This window comes from Bifidobacterium sp. W8104 (genome assembly GCF_016100735.1).
GTDB lineage: Bacteria > Actinomycetota > Actinomycetes > Actinomycetales > Bifidobacteriaceae > Bombiscardovia > Bombiscardovia choladohabitans.
Map to the genome: position 1 here is coordinate 1,737,093 of NZ_JACFRW010000001.1, position 17,624 is coordinate 1,754,716.

Genomic DNA, 17,624 nt, shown 5'->3' on the forward strand with positions numbered 1-17,624 from the left:
ACGCGTTGTATTACCGTGTGTACACCTCGTATAGCTCTTATATTTTTCATATATTCTTTTGATGTCTGTGTATGTTATTTATGCACTAACGGGCGCACTTCGCTGGGGGTCTGTTGTATTTTACCTTCTGTCATTTGGTTGATCGGCAATTCACCTAACGATACATGTGGCAGTTAAATACTATAGGTAACGTGTAATCAGGTGATCAGCAGACGCTCAAAGTACTCAATGTATCATTGATTTATGCTGTAGGTGGTTCTTCGGTTTGTAAGAGAAGAACCACCTTCCAGTTAAAAATATATTGAAATATGATGACTAGTCTGCTTTGTGGCTCTCTAGCAGTGAATCGGTGTCAGTGATGGTGATGAGCGGTGTGAACAGGGCCATCGTATCGATTGCCAGCTTGTGGTGTTCCGGTGTGGATCCGGCGCAGGCATCTGCTGCCAATCGAACGGCGATACCTTGGTCTGCAGCCGCCAAGGCGGTCTGCAACACACAGGCATCGGTGGCGACACCGCACAGGGCTATCTTCTGGGAACCTTTTATTGCCGCTTGCAATTCCGGCCCCCACTTGCCGAAGGTGCTGAGCGAGACAATTGGATGCCCCTTGGCGAGCTCGGCGGTCTCTGGTGTGAGGTCATACATGGGATCGTCGGAGGGGACCTGGAATTCCGGCCATTCGTTCATATATTCCACCCATACGCCTTTTAGCGGCTGCGGCGCAATGTATCTGGTGTAAGCAACGCGGTCGCCGTATGCCTTGGCGAGACGGATGTAGTTCTTGTTGGTCTGATAGTAGGTGCCGTCGGAGCAGGCCCAACGGGACCACTCGTTGTGGGCGAATACCTCCTGGCGGTCAATCACCACCAGCCATTCATCATCGTTGATCATAACAATTTCCTTTCCTGTAGTGGAGTATGGAGCGCATCCTTCTGCGCCCCTTGTGATTTCAGTCGGTGCTCTCCTGACGACGGATATCGCCCTTCTGGAAGAGGAGCGTTCCGAGGAATCCGACAGCCAGGGCTACGATGACACCCAGGTTTGCTGCTGCCCAGGTCCCGTCCTTACCTCCGATGGGGCCCAGTAGGTATCCCTGCCAGCTGAGCCAGTTGGCGGAGGAGTTCACCACCAGTCCCCAGCCAAGGAAGGTGGCGATGGCAAGGATGGCGAAAGCGGTGATGTTCCAGGAACCATATCGTCCCTCGGATTGATAGAGGTCGGTGGTGTCATAGTCCTTCCGGCGAAGCAGGATGTCGGCTACGAACATGCCCGCCCAGGCGGCCATGGGTACGCCGAGCGTAATCAGGAAGCCTTGGAAGGGGCCGATGAATGTGGAGGAGAAGAAGGTTACATAGACTACTCCGATTACGGTCAGCACGGCGGTGATGGCTGCTGCGAGTGTCCGCGGGAGCTTGATGCCGAAGGAGAGCAGGGCCAGACCATTGGAGTAGTTGTCCATGATGGCCCCAGCTATCAACCCCAGCACCGCAACGATGGTGAATGGAACCAGATACCAGGTCGGCAATATGCTAGCCATGGCTCCGATGGGGTCGTTGCCCACGTTTTCGGCCAGGCCTTTGTTGGAGACGGCCAGGAGCAGGCCGTAGACGATAAGGAAGATATTGGCGATGGAGGCGCTGAAGGTGGTCCAGACAACGATTCCGGTGTTGGAGGCGCTGTGGGGCAGGTATCGCAAGTAGTCCGCTGCGATGTTGACCCATCCCAGGCCAAAGCCTGTCATCACGAAGAATCAGCAGCCCAGCATGGCTGGCAAGGAACCGGAGTGGGCGGATGAGATGGCGGAGAAGTCGATATTGCCCCAACCGATGATGAAGAAGCCTGCAATTACAATCGCGGTGACGATGGTGATGATCTGTTGGAGGCGCATGATCAGGTCGTAGCCGTAAATGCCGGCAACCACAACCAGCCCGATGATTACCAAGGTAGAGATTATTTTCGGGCTTGCGCCTAATCCCCAGCCGAGTTTTTCGATGGTCGAAGACGCTGCCAGTACGGCCGTGGTCGTTAGGGATATCTCCCACCCTAGTGTGGCTATCCAAGACATGGCGGCCGGTACTTTGGCGCCCTCCACGCCGAAAATTGCCCGGGTGAGGACCATGGTTGGGGCGTTGCCGCGCTTGCCTGCGATGGAGATGATGCCAACAAGCAGGAATGAGATGACGACACCTGCGATGGTGGTAAATGTAGCCTGCCAGAAGGAGATGCCGAATCCTAGTGCCCAGGCGCCATAGGACATGGCCAGCACTGAGATGTTGGCGGAGAACCATGGCCAGAAGAGACTTGATGGCTTGCCCTTACGCTCAGACTCGGCAATGGTGTCGATGCCTTGGGCCTCAACGCTCAGGGCTGAGCCTTTGCCGGTTCCTTCTTTGGATGCACTGTGCTCATTCATGTTGATTCCTTATATCTTGTGGTGTTCGTTGACGGATTGCCGGACGGACGCCATGTTGGAGTTGGGAAAGTCTTGGATTTCCTGTGGTGTGGAGCAGGGACCGGATCGGCTTTTGTCGCAGACAAGGCTGTGGCCAGATTTGGCGAGGGGTTTGTTTCGGGGCGGGGCACCACTTGGATGGTTTAGTGCAGAGCACCTATGGCAGTCGCCTGCCTTTTGGTATCCAGAGGGATGAGGAGGGGAATCCAAGGATGTCTCGGACCTGGCTGTCCTGACAGAGCCAGGAACTGTATGGACCAATCTACACGATCAGAGTCGAGTCAAGGGTTTGGCATAGTTGCGGAAGGCAACTGTGCCGCCATCTTTTGTTTGGCCTGTACCAGCCGGTTATTCCATACCAACTTTCTACGCGATGATCGGTACTTCACCATGGCTGGAAGACCAGATGTGGGATTAGACCACCGGGGTCTGCAGAGCCGTATCCTCAGCCTGACTGAGCACGGGTAAGGCATCGAAAATCGTTGTGAGCTGTCTTGGGTTCGGATGAGACCTAAGGGATCTGAGCAACGCCTGGGCACTACGGTGCACCAAATGGTGCCTCGTGCTATGCCCGACTTTTGGGCAAGTTGGTGTTTCAAGGAGGGTCGATCACCGTTCAGCGGTTCACCTGCTTCGATTCGCTTGGCGAAATGGCCCGCCACGCTCTGAGATTGGAATCGGCGACCACTATCGACCGGTTTGGACATCCATGTCATGTCTTCAGTATTGTACAGGTTTATTTGCATGTTGGTTCCGGTTTAGTGAAGAGGGACTTCTGGAAAGTGTGCTCGTTGTTGTCTGAGGCTGGCGCGCCACATTCTCTGTAAATACTGTATGGAAAAGATGAAACTCAACGAAGGAGTGCGAAGTGACCATGCCCGGTACCTTTATAGAGTCTCATCGATATCCGCAACGTGCTTTGCTCCAGGACCTCGTCTTGCCCGATGGAACAACCTTGCCGCAGGTGGAGTGGGAGGAGAACTGTTGCGGTCCGGCATGTGTCCAGGCGATTCTGGATGCCGAAGGACTTCCTGTACCGACTCTCGACACCTTGCTGGCTGAGGGGATTGAGAGCGGATCCTACGATGTCGCCAAAGGGTGGATATTGAGGGGGCTTCTTGAATTGGGGTGCTCCTATGGCTTGGATGGTGAGGTTTTCCCTGAAGCCCCAATCGGTTTTCTGGAAGGTCTACCCGTAGTCCAAGTTGCTCCTATAGTCTCTGTATTTTGCAACTTGCGGCCACTTGGTCGTATTTCGTGGCACTCGGGCGTCTAGCACAGAAGGTGAAGTCTGCTGCTGCGACGATCCTTCAACCCAGGGAACCACTGTCGATGAAGTGGAGCGGACCAGATTTTGGTCAAGTTTCTCCGGTCGTGTACTCATTTTGAAAAGGGCGAAAGCCTGGCAGGGGCTGCGTTCGGTTATCGAGAATAAAGGTTGAGAAGCATATCTTGTTACTCGAAGACCCATCTAGTTTCTTTGACATTGCCAATGTTTATCCGCATAGGAATTCTGAACGATACCTGGTCCAGGGCCTGAAGAAGTAGGGAAGTAGGACGGGATCGCCGTTGCCACCAAAGTCTTCTTTCTCCCCGTTGAATCACTCCAACTAGCGTGTGCTTCCCGTTAGCCTATCATGCAGCAAATCGACCATAGCCTGGATTGTTTTGGGAATAGACTACGTAGTTCTACATCAGTCAACGCTGGGAATACCTCATATCATCGAAGAGAATGTGTGTACTCTGCACAATCTGGTGAAAGCGGGAAAAGTACGTTACCTGGGAGCAAGCGCCATGTACGCCTGAAATTCTGGAAATAACGATTCGTAGCGACAAGCCGCGGATGGGCTCCTCAGTTTCGATGCAGAGCCATATGGGCCTGATCTATATGTGAGGAGGAACGTGAGCTGGTTCCCCTCTGCCAGGACGGGAACATCACCATCGCTCCATACAGATCCTGTGCCTGGACGTCAAAATCGGACAAGGGTCTCAGCTAGGGGAGCGTTCATAAAGTCATATTCCTCGGGTCTGTGACCGTCTACTTGACTTTCGCAACTGGGAAGCTTCGATTGCGGCGAGACTAACGAACACGGTTGTGCTGTTCCCTCCAAGAGATTGGAGGGATCCCGGTTTCTCTGGTGAAAGCCGCGCTGAATGAACTGGGACGCGTATATCCGACCCGCCTGCCAATCCGGGCAATGTCTTCCGTGGTTGACGAGAGAAGGAGGCGGGCCTGGTCCATTCTTTGCTCTCTGATGTACCTGGCCAGACTTGTGCCGGTCTGACGTCTGAAGGCGAGGCATAAACGTGTGCGTCCCACATACAGGGATTGGGCTATCTGATCGATGGAGAGGTCGCCGCCCAGATGGGATTGGATGTGGGTTTTGACCTGCTGGACCAGGTCGTGGTCGTGTGATGATTCGTGGCTCTGTTCGGGCGCGGAGGAAACCTGGGCCAACATTGCCATGAGGAGGTCGATGTGTGCTTTGATGAGGAACTCCGTCTGTCCCGGCCTTCCGGGGGACAACTTTGACATGGCGGTTAAAGCGGCCAGGGCAATATCGGATGGCCAGGGTTGGCGGAAAGCGTCAAAGAGTCCCTTGACCTGGACAGGCCATTGGTTTTCCAACTCCATGAAATAGTCGGGCAGGATGCAGATGCTCCGAGTTCGCGAGCGGGAGCCTGCCGGTATGCGGTTGGTGACCGAGCCTGCCTGCTGGACCAAGGAGACCATGTTGCCCTCCTGCATCGTACATGGTGGCACACCGTAAAAAACGGGATTGGATGCCGGGCTTTCATCCAAGGTCAGGCAAGCGTAGTCGGTCATGGCGTACTCGCTGAAATCCATCTCGCGCAGGAAGGTGATGTCGTGCCATATGACCAGGCAATAAGGACCCGCTGGATTGGCTTGGAATCTTCCTTGGCAGATGTCGCCATCGACCTGCCCTTCCAATCCTCCCGATCGGTGATGGAGTTCCATGCCGAGTTGCTCCACCTGGGGGCGATACAGGGTCTGTATCTCGCGGGACTCGGAACGTATCGTGTGGTCTGTCATGGCTCACCTGCTTTCATCCTGCCGGCTTTCACAGCAATCTCGGCGGACTTTCGTTTTCGTTCGCACCTTTTACGGATTCATTCGGCGCTCTGTGACGGTCTTCCGGGCATTGACTTCTCAGATTACGTTCGATGGCAGCGAACGACAAGAGTTTTGGATGAACCTGGAGGAAAGAGATGTTCACAGATCAGGCGGATTCGGGAAGCAAACCGGATCCTGCAGAAGGTAAAGCACAGGGCGGGGGAGATGCGCCTAATCGTGAGAGGTCGCATGGGCGTAGTTCCCTCAGGCGGCTGCTTGATTTCGCCGGCCCTCGTAAGGTGTTCTCCTATCTCGGCTGTGGTCTGTCCGCCCTCTCCACGATTGCTGGCCTGGGACCCTACATCTGCATATGGCTGGCGGTAAAAGATCTCCTCGCCGTTGCTCCGGAGTGGTCTCAGGCTACGGAAATCGCCATTTATGGATGGCTGGGATTCGGGTTTGCGGCGGCTTCCGTCATTCTGTACTGTGCAGGGCTGCTGATGACGCATCTGGCGGCTTTCCGGAGCGCATCCAACATGCGCAAAGCGGCCATAGGCCACCTGCTGAGCCTTCCCTTGGGGTATTTCGACCTCCATGCCTCCGGCGAGCTGCGTCGCACCATTGATGGCTCGGCGGGCGATACCGAGAATCTGCTCGCCCATATCCTCCCCGACGCGGCTGGATCCTTCGCCATGATTTTAGGCATGCCGATACTGATGCTGGTCTTCGACTGGCGTATGGGCCTGGCCTGCCTTTTCCCTATTCTGATAGCCCTGGTCTGTATCCGCGTGATGATGAACGATCAGGGACAGTCCTTTATGACGGAATACCAGGATGCGCTGGTGCGGATGTCGAAGACCGGGACAGAATATGTCCGTGGTATTCCGGTCGTCAAGGTCTTCCAACAGACGGTGTACTCCTTCAAGGCGTTCCATGAGGCCATCGAGCATTACAGCCGAATAGCCAGGAACTATGCCATGGAAATCTGCCACCTGCCCCAGACCATTCAGATGACGGCCCTGAACGGGACCGTGATCTTCCTGATTCCTGTGGCCATCCTGCTGGCTTCGGGGCAGAGTGACTTCACCTCTTTTGTGGCCGATTTCGCCTTCTACGCCGTCTTCTCGGGCATGGTCCCCACGGCCATGATTCGTCTGCAGTTCTCCAGTGAGTCCTTCAGCAAGGCCGACGATGCCTTGGACAGGATTGCCGGCGTGCTCAGCAGTGATCCTCTGACGGTAGCTGACGAACCGGAACGCCCGAAGTCGGCAGATGCTTCCCTGGAACATGCGTCATATACCTATCCAGGTGCTGATCTCCCGGCACTGGATCGGATTGACTTCAAGGTGCCGGAGGGTGGAATGGTCGCTCTGGTCGGTCCCTCGGGAGGCGGCAAATCGACCTGTGCCAGTCTGTTGCCACGTTTTTGGGATGTGGATTCGGGCAGGGTCGCTGTGGGTGGCATTGATGTCAGATCCATCGATACACATGATCTGATGGGGCAGGTCGCCTTTGTCTTCCAGACCAACAGGCTCTTTTCGACCACCCTCCTGGAGAACGTTCGCGCAGCCAGACCGGACGCCGCTCCTGAGCAGGTTATGGGCGCGTTGAGAGCGGCCCAATGCATGGACATCGTTGACAAGCTTCCCGATGGGCTTGACACCATGCTCGGTTCAGGTGGAATCTACCTTTCCGGGGGAGAGGTCCAGCGTGTGGCCCTGGCCAGGGCGATCCTCAAGGAGTCTCCCATTGTGGTCCTGGATGAGGCGACCGCTTTTGCCGATCCCGAGAACGAAGTCCTGATACAGAATGCGCTGACCAAGCTGACTCAGGATGAAGGGGGTCGGCGGCGAACCGTTCTTATGATTGCCCACCGTCTGTCGACTGTGGCGCATGCCGATCAAATTCTGGTGCTGGATGGGGGCCGCCTGGTTGAGCAGGGCACTCATCGCCAGCTTCTTGATGCGCAGGGTACCTATGCCCGTCTCTGGTCTGATTACGAGCGTGCGGTCTCCTGGAAGGTCGACAACTCTCCGAAGACTGCCGGTGAAGCGGGGCGAAATCCCGCAGACTCCACTGCGGATGAGGAGCACACCGTTCCGGGTACAGGGCCATTCGTTGCGGACTTGTCTACCGATGATTCCGACATCCAGAGGGAAGGAGGTGAGGCATAAGTGTTCGCCTCATTCAAGAAGAAGTATGCCCTGTCCGACCAAGGCATGAAGATCGTAGTTCTGGGAACGCTGTGGACCACACTGACCAATCTGATCATCATGGCGGGAACGGCCTCCCTTCTGCTGGTCATGAAGGTTTTTGTCGAGCACCTGACGGCAGGGGCGCCCCTGCCGGGGATCTTGCCCTACCTGGCTGGTCTCCTGGCTTTTGCCTTGCTTCTCTTCGGCACCTCCTGGTTCCAGTACAGTTATTCCTATGGCGCGGTCTTCAGCCAGACCGGAACGCAGCGGATCGACCTGGCCGAGAGACTGCGCAAACTCCCACTTTCCTTTTTCGGGCGGCGTGACCTGGCTGATCTGACCGATACAATTCTGGGTGACGTGGCCACCATGGAACATGCCTACGCCCATGCGCTGAGCCAGCTCTATGGCGCAGTCGTTTCATCCGTCCTGATATTCCTGTCGCTTCTGCCCATCAATTGGGCACTTGATTTGGCTGCATTCTGGAGCGTGCCGGTGGCTTTCACTATCATCTTTGCCACTCGACGATTCGTAGAAGCTTCGTCACGGCGTACGAGGCAGGCCCAGATTCGGGTCAGTGACGGCATTCAGGAGGCGCTTGACTGCGTTCGGGAGATTCACGCCACCAACCAGGAAAAGAGGTATCTGGAAAGGCTTTCCTCGACCATCGATGACACCGAAGCCACTACGGTCCGAACCGAGATGACCAATGGCCTTATATTGAACTCCGCCATGGTGGTTTTGAGGTTGGGTGTGGCAACGACCTTCCTGGTGGCTGCCGGATTGATCATCCAGGGCAGGATCGACTTCATGGTCATGTTCCTATTCCTCCTGATGGTCTCACGGATTTACTCGCCCTTTGATCAGGCGCTGATGCTGGTTTCGGAACTTTTCCAATCCCAGGGCTCGGCCCGGCGGATTCGCTCCATCAACGAGGAACCTGTAGCTGAGGGGAGTGAGGAATTCCACCCCGATGGGCACGATATCGTCTTCGACCACGTTGCCTTTTCCTATCCCGCGCTTGCGGGTAAGGCGGTAGGCGAGCCGGTTCTCGAAGATGTGAGTTTCACCGCCCGGGAGGGGGAGGTCACGGCCCTGGTCGGCCCTTCGGGTTCCGGGAAATCGACCTGTGCTCGGCTGGCGGCTCGCTTCTGGGAAGCTGCTGCAGGCTCCATCACCGTAGGAGGAGTGGATGTGAGCCAAGTGGATCCGGAGGTTCTTCTGCGCGACTATGCCGTGGTTTTCCAGGACGTGATGCTCTTTGATGACACGGTCATGGGCAATATTCGGATGGGTCGGAACGGTGCAACTGATGAGGAGGTGTTGGCTGCAGCCAGGGCCGCCAACTGCGACCAGTTCGTCTCGTGCCTGCCACAGGGGTACCAGACGAAGATTGGTGAAAACGGCTCCAGACTTTCCGGGGGCGAGCGGCAACGAATCTCCATTGCCAGAGCCATCCTCAAGAATGCACCGATTGTCTTGCTTGACGAGGCTACCTCCTCCCTGGATGTGGAGAACGAGACGCAGGTGCAGGAAGCCCTGTCACAACTGCTGGTGGGGAAGACCGTCATGGTCATCGCCCACCGGATGCGCACCGTCGAGCAGGCTGACAAGATTGTGGTTCTGGGCCATGGGCGCGTGGTCGAGCAAGGTTCCCCGCAGGGGCTCATGGCCGCAGATGGTGAATTTGCGCGGATGGTTCGTTTGCAGGCAGAGAGCGCAGACTGGTCCTTGTAGAGGGGGCTTGGATCGACTCTTGGTATCGCCAAACGGCAGAGAAGGGCAGCACTACATCACAGGCAGTCAGATTATTTCCGAACAAACTGAGGAACGAGTGGCTGAATGCGAGATTTCATTCCCAAATTGATTGTTCCAAAGACTGTTCCGAGTAAGCTTGAACTGTTTGCATTTATATTGCTGACTTTTATCAACGCGTAGTATAAAGTTTTAATTTATAAGTAAGCTCACATGCTTCACAAGGAGGTGGCTTTACAGAGAGAATTGGATTTGATTGAGCCTCTTCTGCCGCTCGAAACAAGTCATGAAATTTGATCAGCATCATCAAAGGTAAGTATCACTGGATAATCAAGCAGCTCGGACATGTCGAAATTAGCCTGGTGGCGTCTGCGAAAGGTGGCACGGTGAGACGCTTTATGGATAGATCGATACTGAGGCTCAACAATCGCCTGGAGTTGGTCTTTCTGTATTTGGGCTGCTTTCTATTGTCTGGGTTTTTCGTGTATTTGAAACACCAGGCGGATGATTCGGAAGTGTTGATGAGTTACATCAAATTCATGATCGAAAAACGGCGCGCTTTCGTGCTGGGGTTTTCTGCGTTTGTGTTGGTGTTTCTTTATCAATTGGTGACAAAAGCCAGAACTGAGGTCAGATGCCGGGTACTGGTGGGAGATACGTTGAGGCAGATAAAACTCAGGTATCTTGTCGAATGCCTGATATTGCTCGGCATTTCTTTCTTGCTTTCGACTGTGGTCCATCTGCTGTTGGGCTTCGAGATAGTTGATAGCTTCTATGTGCTCTTGGCCCTGGCCGCATACGTACTGTTGAGCGCTGCGTTCTTGGGGGCAAGATGAAGGTTTTCCGCTTCTTTCTGACTCGTGTATTTCTCAGCAAACCAATCTTTGCCATAGGTGCGCTGGTCTTGTTCTTGATGGCCAACTACATGGCATTCCTGACAGCTCATAGTGTTTTGTCCACGCGTGAGGGATACCAGCAAATGGCGCATTTTGACAAGGAGGGAACATTCGTAGCGAACCTGGATCCGAATTCAGATTTTGGTAACAAGGACATCTCAAAAGCATCGATTCAGAAAGTCTACGATCGTCTGGACAGCCGATATCACTACGCGCTCTATACGGACGGAATGATGACCAATCTGGCTAATGGTTGCGGGGTTAAGGTTCCAGTGAGTTATATGAATCAGCGATATAACGACCTGGATGGGTTTCCCATTGCTCAAGGAAGCGGGTTGACGTTTGATTACAGCCTGGTGCGGAACGATGCCATTCCCGTGTTGGTGGGCGAGGGACTGGCCGACGACTATCCGCTTGGCACGCAATTCAAGATGCATGACCCTGCCTTGCTGCGAGAAGTAAGGGTGAAGGTCGTCGGTGTCATCGCCGAGAATTCGGTGCATTCCAACTTCTACGCGCTTAATTCGAAGAAGTACTACAATTTTTCAGTAGTTGTGCCCGTCACCACGGCTTTCATCAAACAGGCTGATGTCAGTTTTAATATCAACGCGCTCAACGATCTCGTTCTATCTGATACCGATCGTGCGGACGTGTCCGAATTGGGCGATTACATCGACAAGACGATTGGGGCCAAGTTCAACCTTTACAGTTATCAGGACAACATAGACTATTACAACGAATATTTGTTCTCTTCTTTGCGTTTTCTGACCGTGGCTTCCGGTGTACTGCTTATTCTCATCGTTTTGCTGTCTGTCTGGAGTGCACTGATCAGTGTGCGGGTAATGATGCGTGATTTCACGATCAACCTCATGGTGGGGCTGAGCTATGGCAGACTTCGTCGGCTTTTCTACGCATATTATGCGGGTTCTTCCTTAATTGCATTGCTTGCCGTTTTCGCCATGGCAGCTTATTCGCGACATAGCTACTGGCGAAGGAAGGATGCATTCTTAATGACCTATGGCTTGTGGGGAATGATCAGGATGGACTGGCTGGCCTTACTTGTCGCGTCGCTGTTCGATTTTCTTCTGGTTGCTATGCTCGCTCAATTGATCACCTGGAGGCTCAGGCGTGTTCCTATCTCATTGGGGGTGCTGCAATAATGGACAAGGTCATCGATCTCAACCTGGATCATAAAACATACAGGAAGGGCTCATCTTCAGTCACTCTTCTTGAACATTTCTCGCTGACAGTCACCGAGGGCGAGAAGGTCGCAATCGTTGGAGAGTCCGGCGTTGGCAAGAGCACATTGCTGAACATCCTCGGTCTGCTCGATACGCGCTATGAAGGCTCTTACAGGCTGCTGGGCAGATCCGCGCGCACGCTGTCCGACCTCGAATCGGCCGCATGGAGGAACCAGAAAATCGGGTTCGTCCTGCAGGAATCAGCGCTCATCAGTTCCTTGAGCATAGAGGACAACATCAGGTTGCCCCTGCTTTACGCGCGGACACCGCGCAAGGGGGATTCTCGAAGATTCGACCAGGTGGTGGACTCTTTAGGCATCGGGTCGATACTGAGCAAAAAACCGCTTGAATGCTCCGGAGGGGAAAAATCAAGAGCAGTCTTCGCGCGGGCCGTCATTATGAACCCCGAGGTTGTTCTTGCCGATGAGCCCACTGCCTCACTCGATTCGGAGAACCGGTCCAGGATCATCGCCCTGCTCTTTGGCTTGAACCGCGATTCGGGATCCACAATTGTCACCGTTACCCATGATGCCTCACTGGCTGACCAACATGATCGAATCATCAAACTTCAACGAAAGGACTAGAGCATGGGTTTCTGGATTATGGTATTCGAGGCTTTGCTCGGGCTGGTGCTTCTAATTCTGGGAGTCGTTCGGGGCAAGAATGACAAGCGCTGGTTTGCGCTGTGCATATTGGGCGTAGCATGCCTGGCATTCGCCGTTTGGCTTGCCATATGAGCACCTGGTGAAACAATAAGACTCACATTTGGCGACCGTACAGATCCTTGTCATAGTAGGCGCATCAGCATTGCCCAATCTGCTTTCGTTCAGGGATGTTGGTCTAGTTTTTGTCCTGTTCTTATTGGGCCTGGTCATGTTCCTTTATTAAGCATGTATAACAGTTGAACTGTCAAAGTGAGTCGTAAGTTATCTATGCCGCCAGCCATAAGACGGTTAGAGGGCCGAACTAGGTTTTTCTCTTAGTTATTTGTCCATGTCTGAGACTGCAACACCATACTCCGTTGATCTGATTCGAGTCGTCCACGCTACACTCATCGCTTGGGGCGATTTCTTCAGATATGAATCTGGCCTTGCCATCAGCCAGGCGGCGGGGGCCGCTATCATGAGAGCCGGAACAGGATCGAGCGGGTCCTTCGGATTGGGGCCCGATGAAGGAATGCGTACATGGCGGATATGGTTGACAATCACAATGACGATGAAGGCCCGGACCTGGGCAGGACCTACCACAGTGGTCCGGTCATCATGCGCGGGCCCATGATTCCCGAGGCGGATGCCAATGCTGGGTTGCTCTCGTCGGGCGGTGACACGGACTGGCTGCATATGGATCCTTGGCGTGTGCTGCGCATCCAGGCCGAGTTCGTCGACGGGTTCGGTGCACTGGCGGAGCTGGGGCCCGCAGCCGCTATCTTTGGGTCAGCCCGGACCGGCAGGGATGATTCCATCTATGCGGCTGCGCGCAAGATGGGCGGCGACCTGGCCAAGGCCGGTATGGCGGTCATCACGGGGGGAGGGCCTGGCATCATGGAGGCGGCCAACAAGGGCGCTGCTGAGGTCGGTGGCAAGTCCGTCGGCCTGGGCATCGAATTGCCCATGGAGCAGGGACTGAACCGCTGGGTGAATCTGGGCATCACCTTCCGCTACTTCTTCGTGCGCAAGATGATGTTCATGAAATACTCCTCGGGCATCATCGTCTGCCCTGGTGGGTTCGGCACCCTGGATGAGATGTTCGAGGTGCTGACCCTGGTCCAAACCCATAAGGCGCCCAGCATGCCCATCGTCCTCTTCGACAGGGCCTACTGGCAGGGGCTCTTCGATTGGATCTCAGACACGGTGAAGCAGCGGGGCATGATTTCTGATCTGGACCCCGATCTGGTTATCCGCACTGATGATCCCGATGAGGCTGTCCAGGCTATCCTGCGTCACCGTGCCTGAAAATTGGGCGAGCGGCAGTCAGCGGGCGCGGGTGGCCATGATCATGCCCGTGCCGATGGGCAGCAGGCAGGATTCCCAGGCATTGTCTTTGCTTATGTCTTCCATGATGGTGCGTAAGGTGGTCGTTTTCTCGGATCTATTGGCCGGGTTGAGCACGCCGCCCTTGTCAGGCTCGTCCAGCAGATCGAAGGCATCGGTAAAGATCAGCTGTCCTCGGTCCTTGAGCAGGCGTGGAGCCTGGTCCATAACCTGTTGGTAGTTGTCCCCATTGCCCGAGACGACGATAAGGTCGTAGTCGCTGGGGTTGAGCCTGGGGAAGTAGGTTCGGGCAGCAGCGTTGACCGCCCGCAGCCTCATGCCTGGGTGGGCTTTCTCCATGCCCGCGAATATTTTTTTGACCAGGGAGGTGCCTTGGGCTGTGGAGTCGACGGCGGTGAACTGGCCATGGCCGTGTAGGCCTGTCATCAGGCGCAGGGCTTCGACCACGGAGCCGTTGCCGACCAGGATGATGGATGCCGGAGCGTTTCGGCCTGCCAAAAACTGCAGAAAGGCGCCTTGAGACCGGGAACACTGGGCGAATCCGGCCTCTGAAGCCTTGTCTCGCAAGGCCTGCAACTTGTCGGATTCGACGTTCAGAGCGCTTGCCTCGGCGAATTCCCATCCTCTGGCGATGTTGTTGTACGAGGTTTTGTCCATGCTAACCATGGTAACGACTAGAGGGCACAAGCCTGTCGTCAGCTCTTGCTGACCCGTGTGCGCATGAGTCTGGCTATTCCTTGACTGCTTCGACCAGCTTCCACATCTCTTCACCCACGTCGATGCCTCTGGGGCAGGGTCGGGTGCAGGCCCGTATGGACTGGCATGCCTGGATTCCGTCCACCTGGTCAATGGCCTCAAGACGTTCCTGCCGATGGCCGTCGCGGGAATCGTTGATGAATCGAGCCGCTGCGATCATGGCTGCCGGACCGGCAAAGGCCTCACCGCCCGCATAAATAGGACAGGCGCCCTGGCAGAGTCCGCAGGCGATACAGGTGCTGAGCAGTTCATACCGGGCCAGCTCTTCCGGCGTTTGCTTGTATTCTGACGCTGGTTCTGTGTTGGCTGCCTTCGCCCGGGCTGCTGGGCTGGTGTTCTTGGCTAAGGGGTCCGGCCGAGAATCATGGGTTTGCCGTTGCTCAGATTCTTTATGAGTTTGGCCGCTATCGGCAGAGGAGTCATCATGGAGCAGATAAGGCTTGAAGCGCCGAATCTGCTCGAACATGGCATTGGTGTCCACTATCAGGTCCCTGAGCGGGGTGAAGCCGGGAAGCGGGCGAATCTCTATTATGAAAGATTCTGCATGACCCGATGTTTCTGGGGGATGTGGGGTGTCTGTAAGGCGTCTAGCTTCTGTAGGGTCTGCAGGCACTGGGGTTCCTGCAAGATCTGTGGCCGTAGAGTCTGAGACCGAATCCGAATGCGGTGTCGGTTGGGGCGCGGTCGTTGCTGTGGCCGCCGCACCGGTACGACGGAAAGCTGGAGGCTGTTGGACCTGTGGATTTCCAGCAGCTACACCGGGTGAGGCAAATGCGTTTGGTATGGATTTGGACGCAGACAGGCAGTCGGCGATGGTGGCTGTGCAGAGCAGATCCGGACGGCCGTTGATGAGCACGGCATCCGATCCGCACATGCCATGGCCACAGGAGTACCGGAAGTTCAGTGTGGGATCCACCTCTCGTTTGATCTGCAGAAGGGCATCCAGAACGGTGCGCTGTGGGGCGATACGAATCGTGTACTCCTGCGTCCAACGACGGCCGCGGGCCCGTCGGTTACCGGCCGTGGCGAAAGGATTGCTTTTGGCGAATGGGTTGGTTCGCGCCGGACGCTCTGATTGAGGTCGTGGGGTAAACCGGGCTATTCGGAAGGTCACCGGGCGGGGATCGCGGTCCGGTGAGGAATCCTTGGATCCTTCTGATTCCGTGGACTGTGATGTCACGGTTGCTCCTGTCCTTGTTCGTGAAACGGTCCGATGCCCACTGATATGCGCGAATTCCATCCTAATCCCTGACTGACCTGGGAAGGTGCTGAACAGGTGCCTGACTGAACAGATTGGGCCCAGATTCCATAATCAGGGTCCATCAGTAGTTGCGACCCTTGGGAGGCATGTCGACGATATGAACGGGCTGCCAGGAGACGTTTTCCTCGGCATCGATCATGGTGTGAGCCAGGTAGTGTTCGTCATCGCGCTGCGGATAATCGCTCCGGTACAGGGCGCCGCGGGACTCCCGACGCTGCAGGCTGGCGTTCAGGACGGCCCGGGCCAGGGTCAGCAGGTTGTCCACCTCCATGATGGCGGTCACCTCCTGGTTGAGCACTGCTGTCCCACTGTGCGCACGCAGCTGTCTGGCATCAGCATCCAGGTGATCCAGGTCGCGCAAACCCTTTTCAATGCTGCTTTGATCGCATCGGACGGCAACGGCCTCCTCCATCAGCCGTCCCAGTCGGCCCATCAGTGCGTAAGGGTTGTTCAGGCTGGCATCGTCATCGGTGTCGGGTTCTTCGCCTTGGTTGTCGGCCAATGCTGGTTCCGAGGGCCCGGCGTTGCTTGCGCCAGCAAGCAACTCATCCAGAAAGGCCTGGCGCCTTTGCAGGGCCTGTGTGAGTGTAGATATGTCGGTCATGTCGTTTGGCTTATCAGCTTTGGCCATGGTGGCGGCGATGGTCTGTCCGGCTCGGGTACCGAATAGGCAGGCATCCAGCAGGGAGTTGCCGCCCAGTCTGTTGGCTCCGTGAACGCTGACACAGGAGCACTCCCCGGCGGCGAACAGTCCTTCGACGATTCGACGGCGACTATCCTGCCAACGATAGACACGGCCACGATCGGTGATGGGAATGCCTCCCATGGTGTAGTGGGCGGTAGGTTTGACCGGAACCTTGTCCACAGAGGGATCCAGATGTGCGTAGCGATGGATGGTCTCGGTGACCTGGGGGAGCAGGGTGGTCATGCGCTGGCCGTCAATGCCGGTCATATCCAGCCAGACGCAATCATGAGGTCCGTCAGGGTCCGATGGATCGGCCACTCCCCGGCCTGCATCAATCTCGGCCATGATGGAACGGCTGACCACATCCCTGGCGGCCAGGTCGCCGTGTCCCGGAGCGTAGTCCTGCATGAAGGCCCGTCCCTGACTGTTCCTGAGCACGCCGCCTTCTGCGCGTGAGGCCTCCGACAGCAGGATGCCCGTGTGGCCCAGGCCCGTGGGATGGAATTGGATAAACTCCACATCCTCCAGCTGCAGGCCGGCCTGCAGGGCGAGCGCCATGCCATCGCCGGTCAGATCCCAGGAGTTGGAGGTCGTATGGAAGAGGCGGCCGGCCCCGCCCGTGCACAGGACGATATTGTCGGCTTGGATGGCCTGCAGCTTGCCGGCGTGAGTGTCCAAAACGATCAGTCCTCGGGCCTGGCCGCCGGATTCCTCATCAGCGGGCGGATCCACGACCAGATCGGTCACATACCACTCCTCGGCGAACTCGACTCCCTGACGCAGGCACTGCTGCCAAAGGGCGTGGAGGATCTGATGGCCGATACGGTCGGCTGCATAGGCTGCTCTCCTGACTGGGTGGCCGCCATAATCAGCGGTATGGCCGCCGAATTTCCGCTGGGCGATGTGCCCGTCTTCAGTTCTTGAGAAGGCCACTCCGTCATGCTCCAGCTGGATGACGATGCCCGGGGCCTGCTCGGCCAGAATCCGCACGGCATCCTGGTCAGCCAGCCAGTCGCTGCCCTTGATGGTGTCGTAGTAGTGCCAATGCCAGTCGTCCTTCTCCTGGTTGCCCAGACTGGCCGCAATGCCGCCCTCTGCTGAGCCGGTGTGGGATCGCAGGGGCTGCAGCTTGGAGACGACCAGGACCTTTGGCGACGAGCCGTTCCTGTTTCCGTCGCTCTCCAGAGCTCTGTAGAGTCCCAGAGCCGTCGACAACCCGGCCGCTCCGGCTCCGACGATGACGGCATCATAGCGGTTTCTGACCTTCTGCGGATTCATACCATTGATACTGTCACGACCTATTGATAGCGGCGGCT

13 protein-coding genes are annotated in these 17,624 nt (G+C 56.0%); 6 read left to right on the top strand and 7 right to left on the bottom strand.

Features of this window, described 5'->3' with window-relative positions:
- Nucleotides 1-315: 315 nt before the first annotated feature.
- From H3U89_RS06855 to H3U89_RS06865, 4 genes are all read right to left on the bottom strand, one after another.
- The gene (locus H3U89_RS06855; RefSeq protein ID WP_198179937.1) at nucleotides 316-891 is read right to left on the bottom strand and encodes a cysteine hydrolase; all 576 of its coding nucleotides are present in this window, start codon (nucleotides 889-891) and stop codon (nucleotides 316-318) included.
- A 58-nt stretch (nucleotides 892-949) separates the two neighbouring features.
- Nucleotides 950-1,741 (bottom strand): purine-cytosine permease family protein, encoded by a 792-nt coding sequence (locus H3U89_RS08415; protein ID WP_232345574.1) that lies wholly within the window; start codon nucleotides 1,739-1,741, stop codon nucleotides 950-952.
- 9 nt (nucleotides 1,742-1,750) lie between these two features.
- Nucleotides 1,751-2,413, bottom strand: a complete 663-nt coding sequence (locus H3U89_RS08420; protein WP_232345576.1) for a cytosine permease — start codon at nucleotides 2,411-2,413, stop codon at nucleotides 1,751-1,753.
- Between the two features lie 2,119 nt (nucleotides 2,414-4,532).
- Entirely contained in the window at nucleotides 4,533-5,507 is a 975-nt protein-coding gene (locus tag H3U89_RS06865; RefSeq protein ID WP_198179935.1) for a helix-turn-helix domain-containing protein, read from the bottom strand.
- 176 nt (nucleotides 5,508-5,683) lie between these two features.
- On the opposite strand from H3U89_RS06865, the gene H3U89_RS06870 reads away from it, so the two are divergent.
- From H3U89_RS06870 to H3U89_RS06895, 6 genes are all read left to right on the top strand, one after another.
- A complete protein-coding gene (locus H3U89_RS06870; protein WP_198179933.1) occupies nucleotides 5,684-7,702 on the top strand; it encodes an ABC transporter ATP-binding protein in 2,019 nt (672 codons plus the stop codon).
- The gene (locus H3U89_RS06875; protein WP_198179931.1) at nucleotides 7,703-9,460 is read left to right on the top strand and encodes an ABC transporter ATP-binding protein; all 1,758 of its coding nucleotides are present in this window, start codon (nucleotides 7,703-7,705) and stop codon (nucleotides 9,458-9,460) included.
- Between the two features lie 311 nt (nucleotides 9,461-9,771).
- The gene (locus H3U89_RS06880; RefSeq protein ID WP_198179929.1) at nucleotides 9,772-10,314 is read left to right on the top strand and encodes a hypothetical protein; all 543 of its coding nucleotides are present in this window, start codon (nucleotides 9,772-9,774) and stop codon (nucleotides 10,312-10,314) included.
- Nucleotides 10,311-11,534 (top strand): ABC transporter permease, encoded by a 1,224-nt coding sequence (locus tag H3U89_RS06885; RefSeq protein WP_198179927.1) that lies wholly within the window; start codon nucleotides 10,311-10,313, stop codon nucleotides 11,532-11,534. Before H3U89_RS06880 ends, H3U89_RS06885 begins: the two co-directional genes overlap by 4 nt.
- On the top strand, nucleotides 11,534-12,199 hold the full coding sequence (locus H3U89_RS06890) for an ABC transporter ATP-binding protein (protein ID WP_198179925.1): 666 nt from the start codon (nucleotides 11,534-11,536) through the stop codon (nucleotides 12,197-12,199). Before H3U89_RS06885 ends, H3U89_RS06890 begins: the two co-directional genes overlap by 1 nt.
- Before the next feature lie 600 nt (nucleotides 12,200-12,799).
- Nucleotides 12,800-13,567 (top strand): TIGR00730 family Rossman fold protein, encoded by a 768-nt coding sequence (locus H3U89_RS06895; RefSeq protein WP_198179923.1) that lies wholly within the window; start codon nucleotides 12,800-12,802, stop codon nucleotides 13,565-13,567.
- A gap of 18 nt (nucleotides 13,568-13,585) precedes the next feature.
- On the opposite strand, the gene H3U89_RS06900 is transcribed toward H3U89_RS06895, so the two are convergent.
- The 3 genes from H3U89_RS06900 to H3U89_RS06910 all read right to left on the bottom strand — a co-directional run bounded on the left by H3U89_RS06900 (nucleotide 13,586) and on the right by H3U89_RS06910 (nucleotide 17,586).
- Nucleotides 13,586-14,263, bottom strand: a complete 678-nt coding sequence (locus H3U89_RS06900) for an O-methyltransferase (protein ID WP_198179921.1) — start codon at nucleotides 14,261-14,263, stop codon at nucleotides 13,586-13,588.
- A 73-nt stretch (nucleotides 14,264-14,336) separates the two neighbouring features.
- On the bottom strand, nucleotides 14,337-15,476 hold the full coding sequence (locus H3U89_RS06905; RefSeq protein WP_332460552.1) for a succinate dehydrogenase/fumarate reductase iron-sulfur subunit: 1,140 nt from the start codon (nucleotides 15,474-15,476) through the stop codon (nucleotides 14,337-14,339).
- Between the two features lie 208 nt (nucleotides 15,477-15,684).
- A complete protein-coding gene (locus tag H3U89_RS06910; RefSeq protein WP_198179917.1) occupies nucleotides 15,685-17,586 on the bottom strand; it encodes an FAD-dependent oxidoreductase in 1,902 nt (633 codons plus the stop codon).
- Nucleotides 17,587-17,624: the final 38 nt, after the last annotated feature.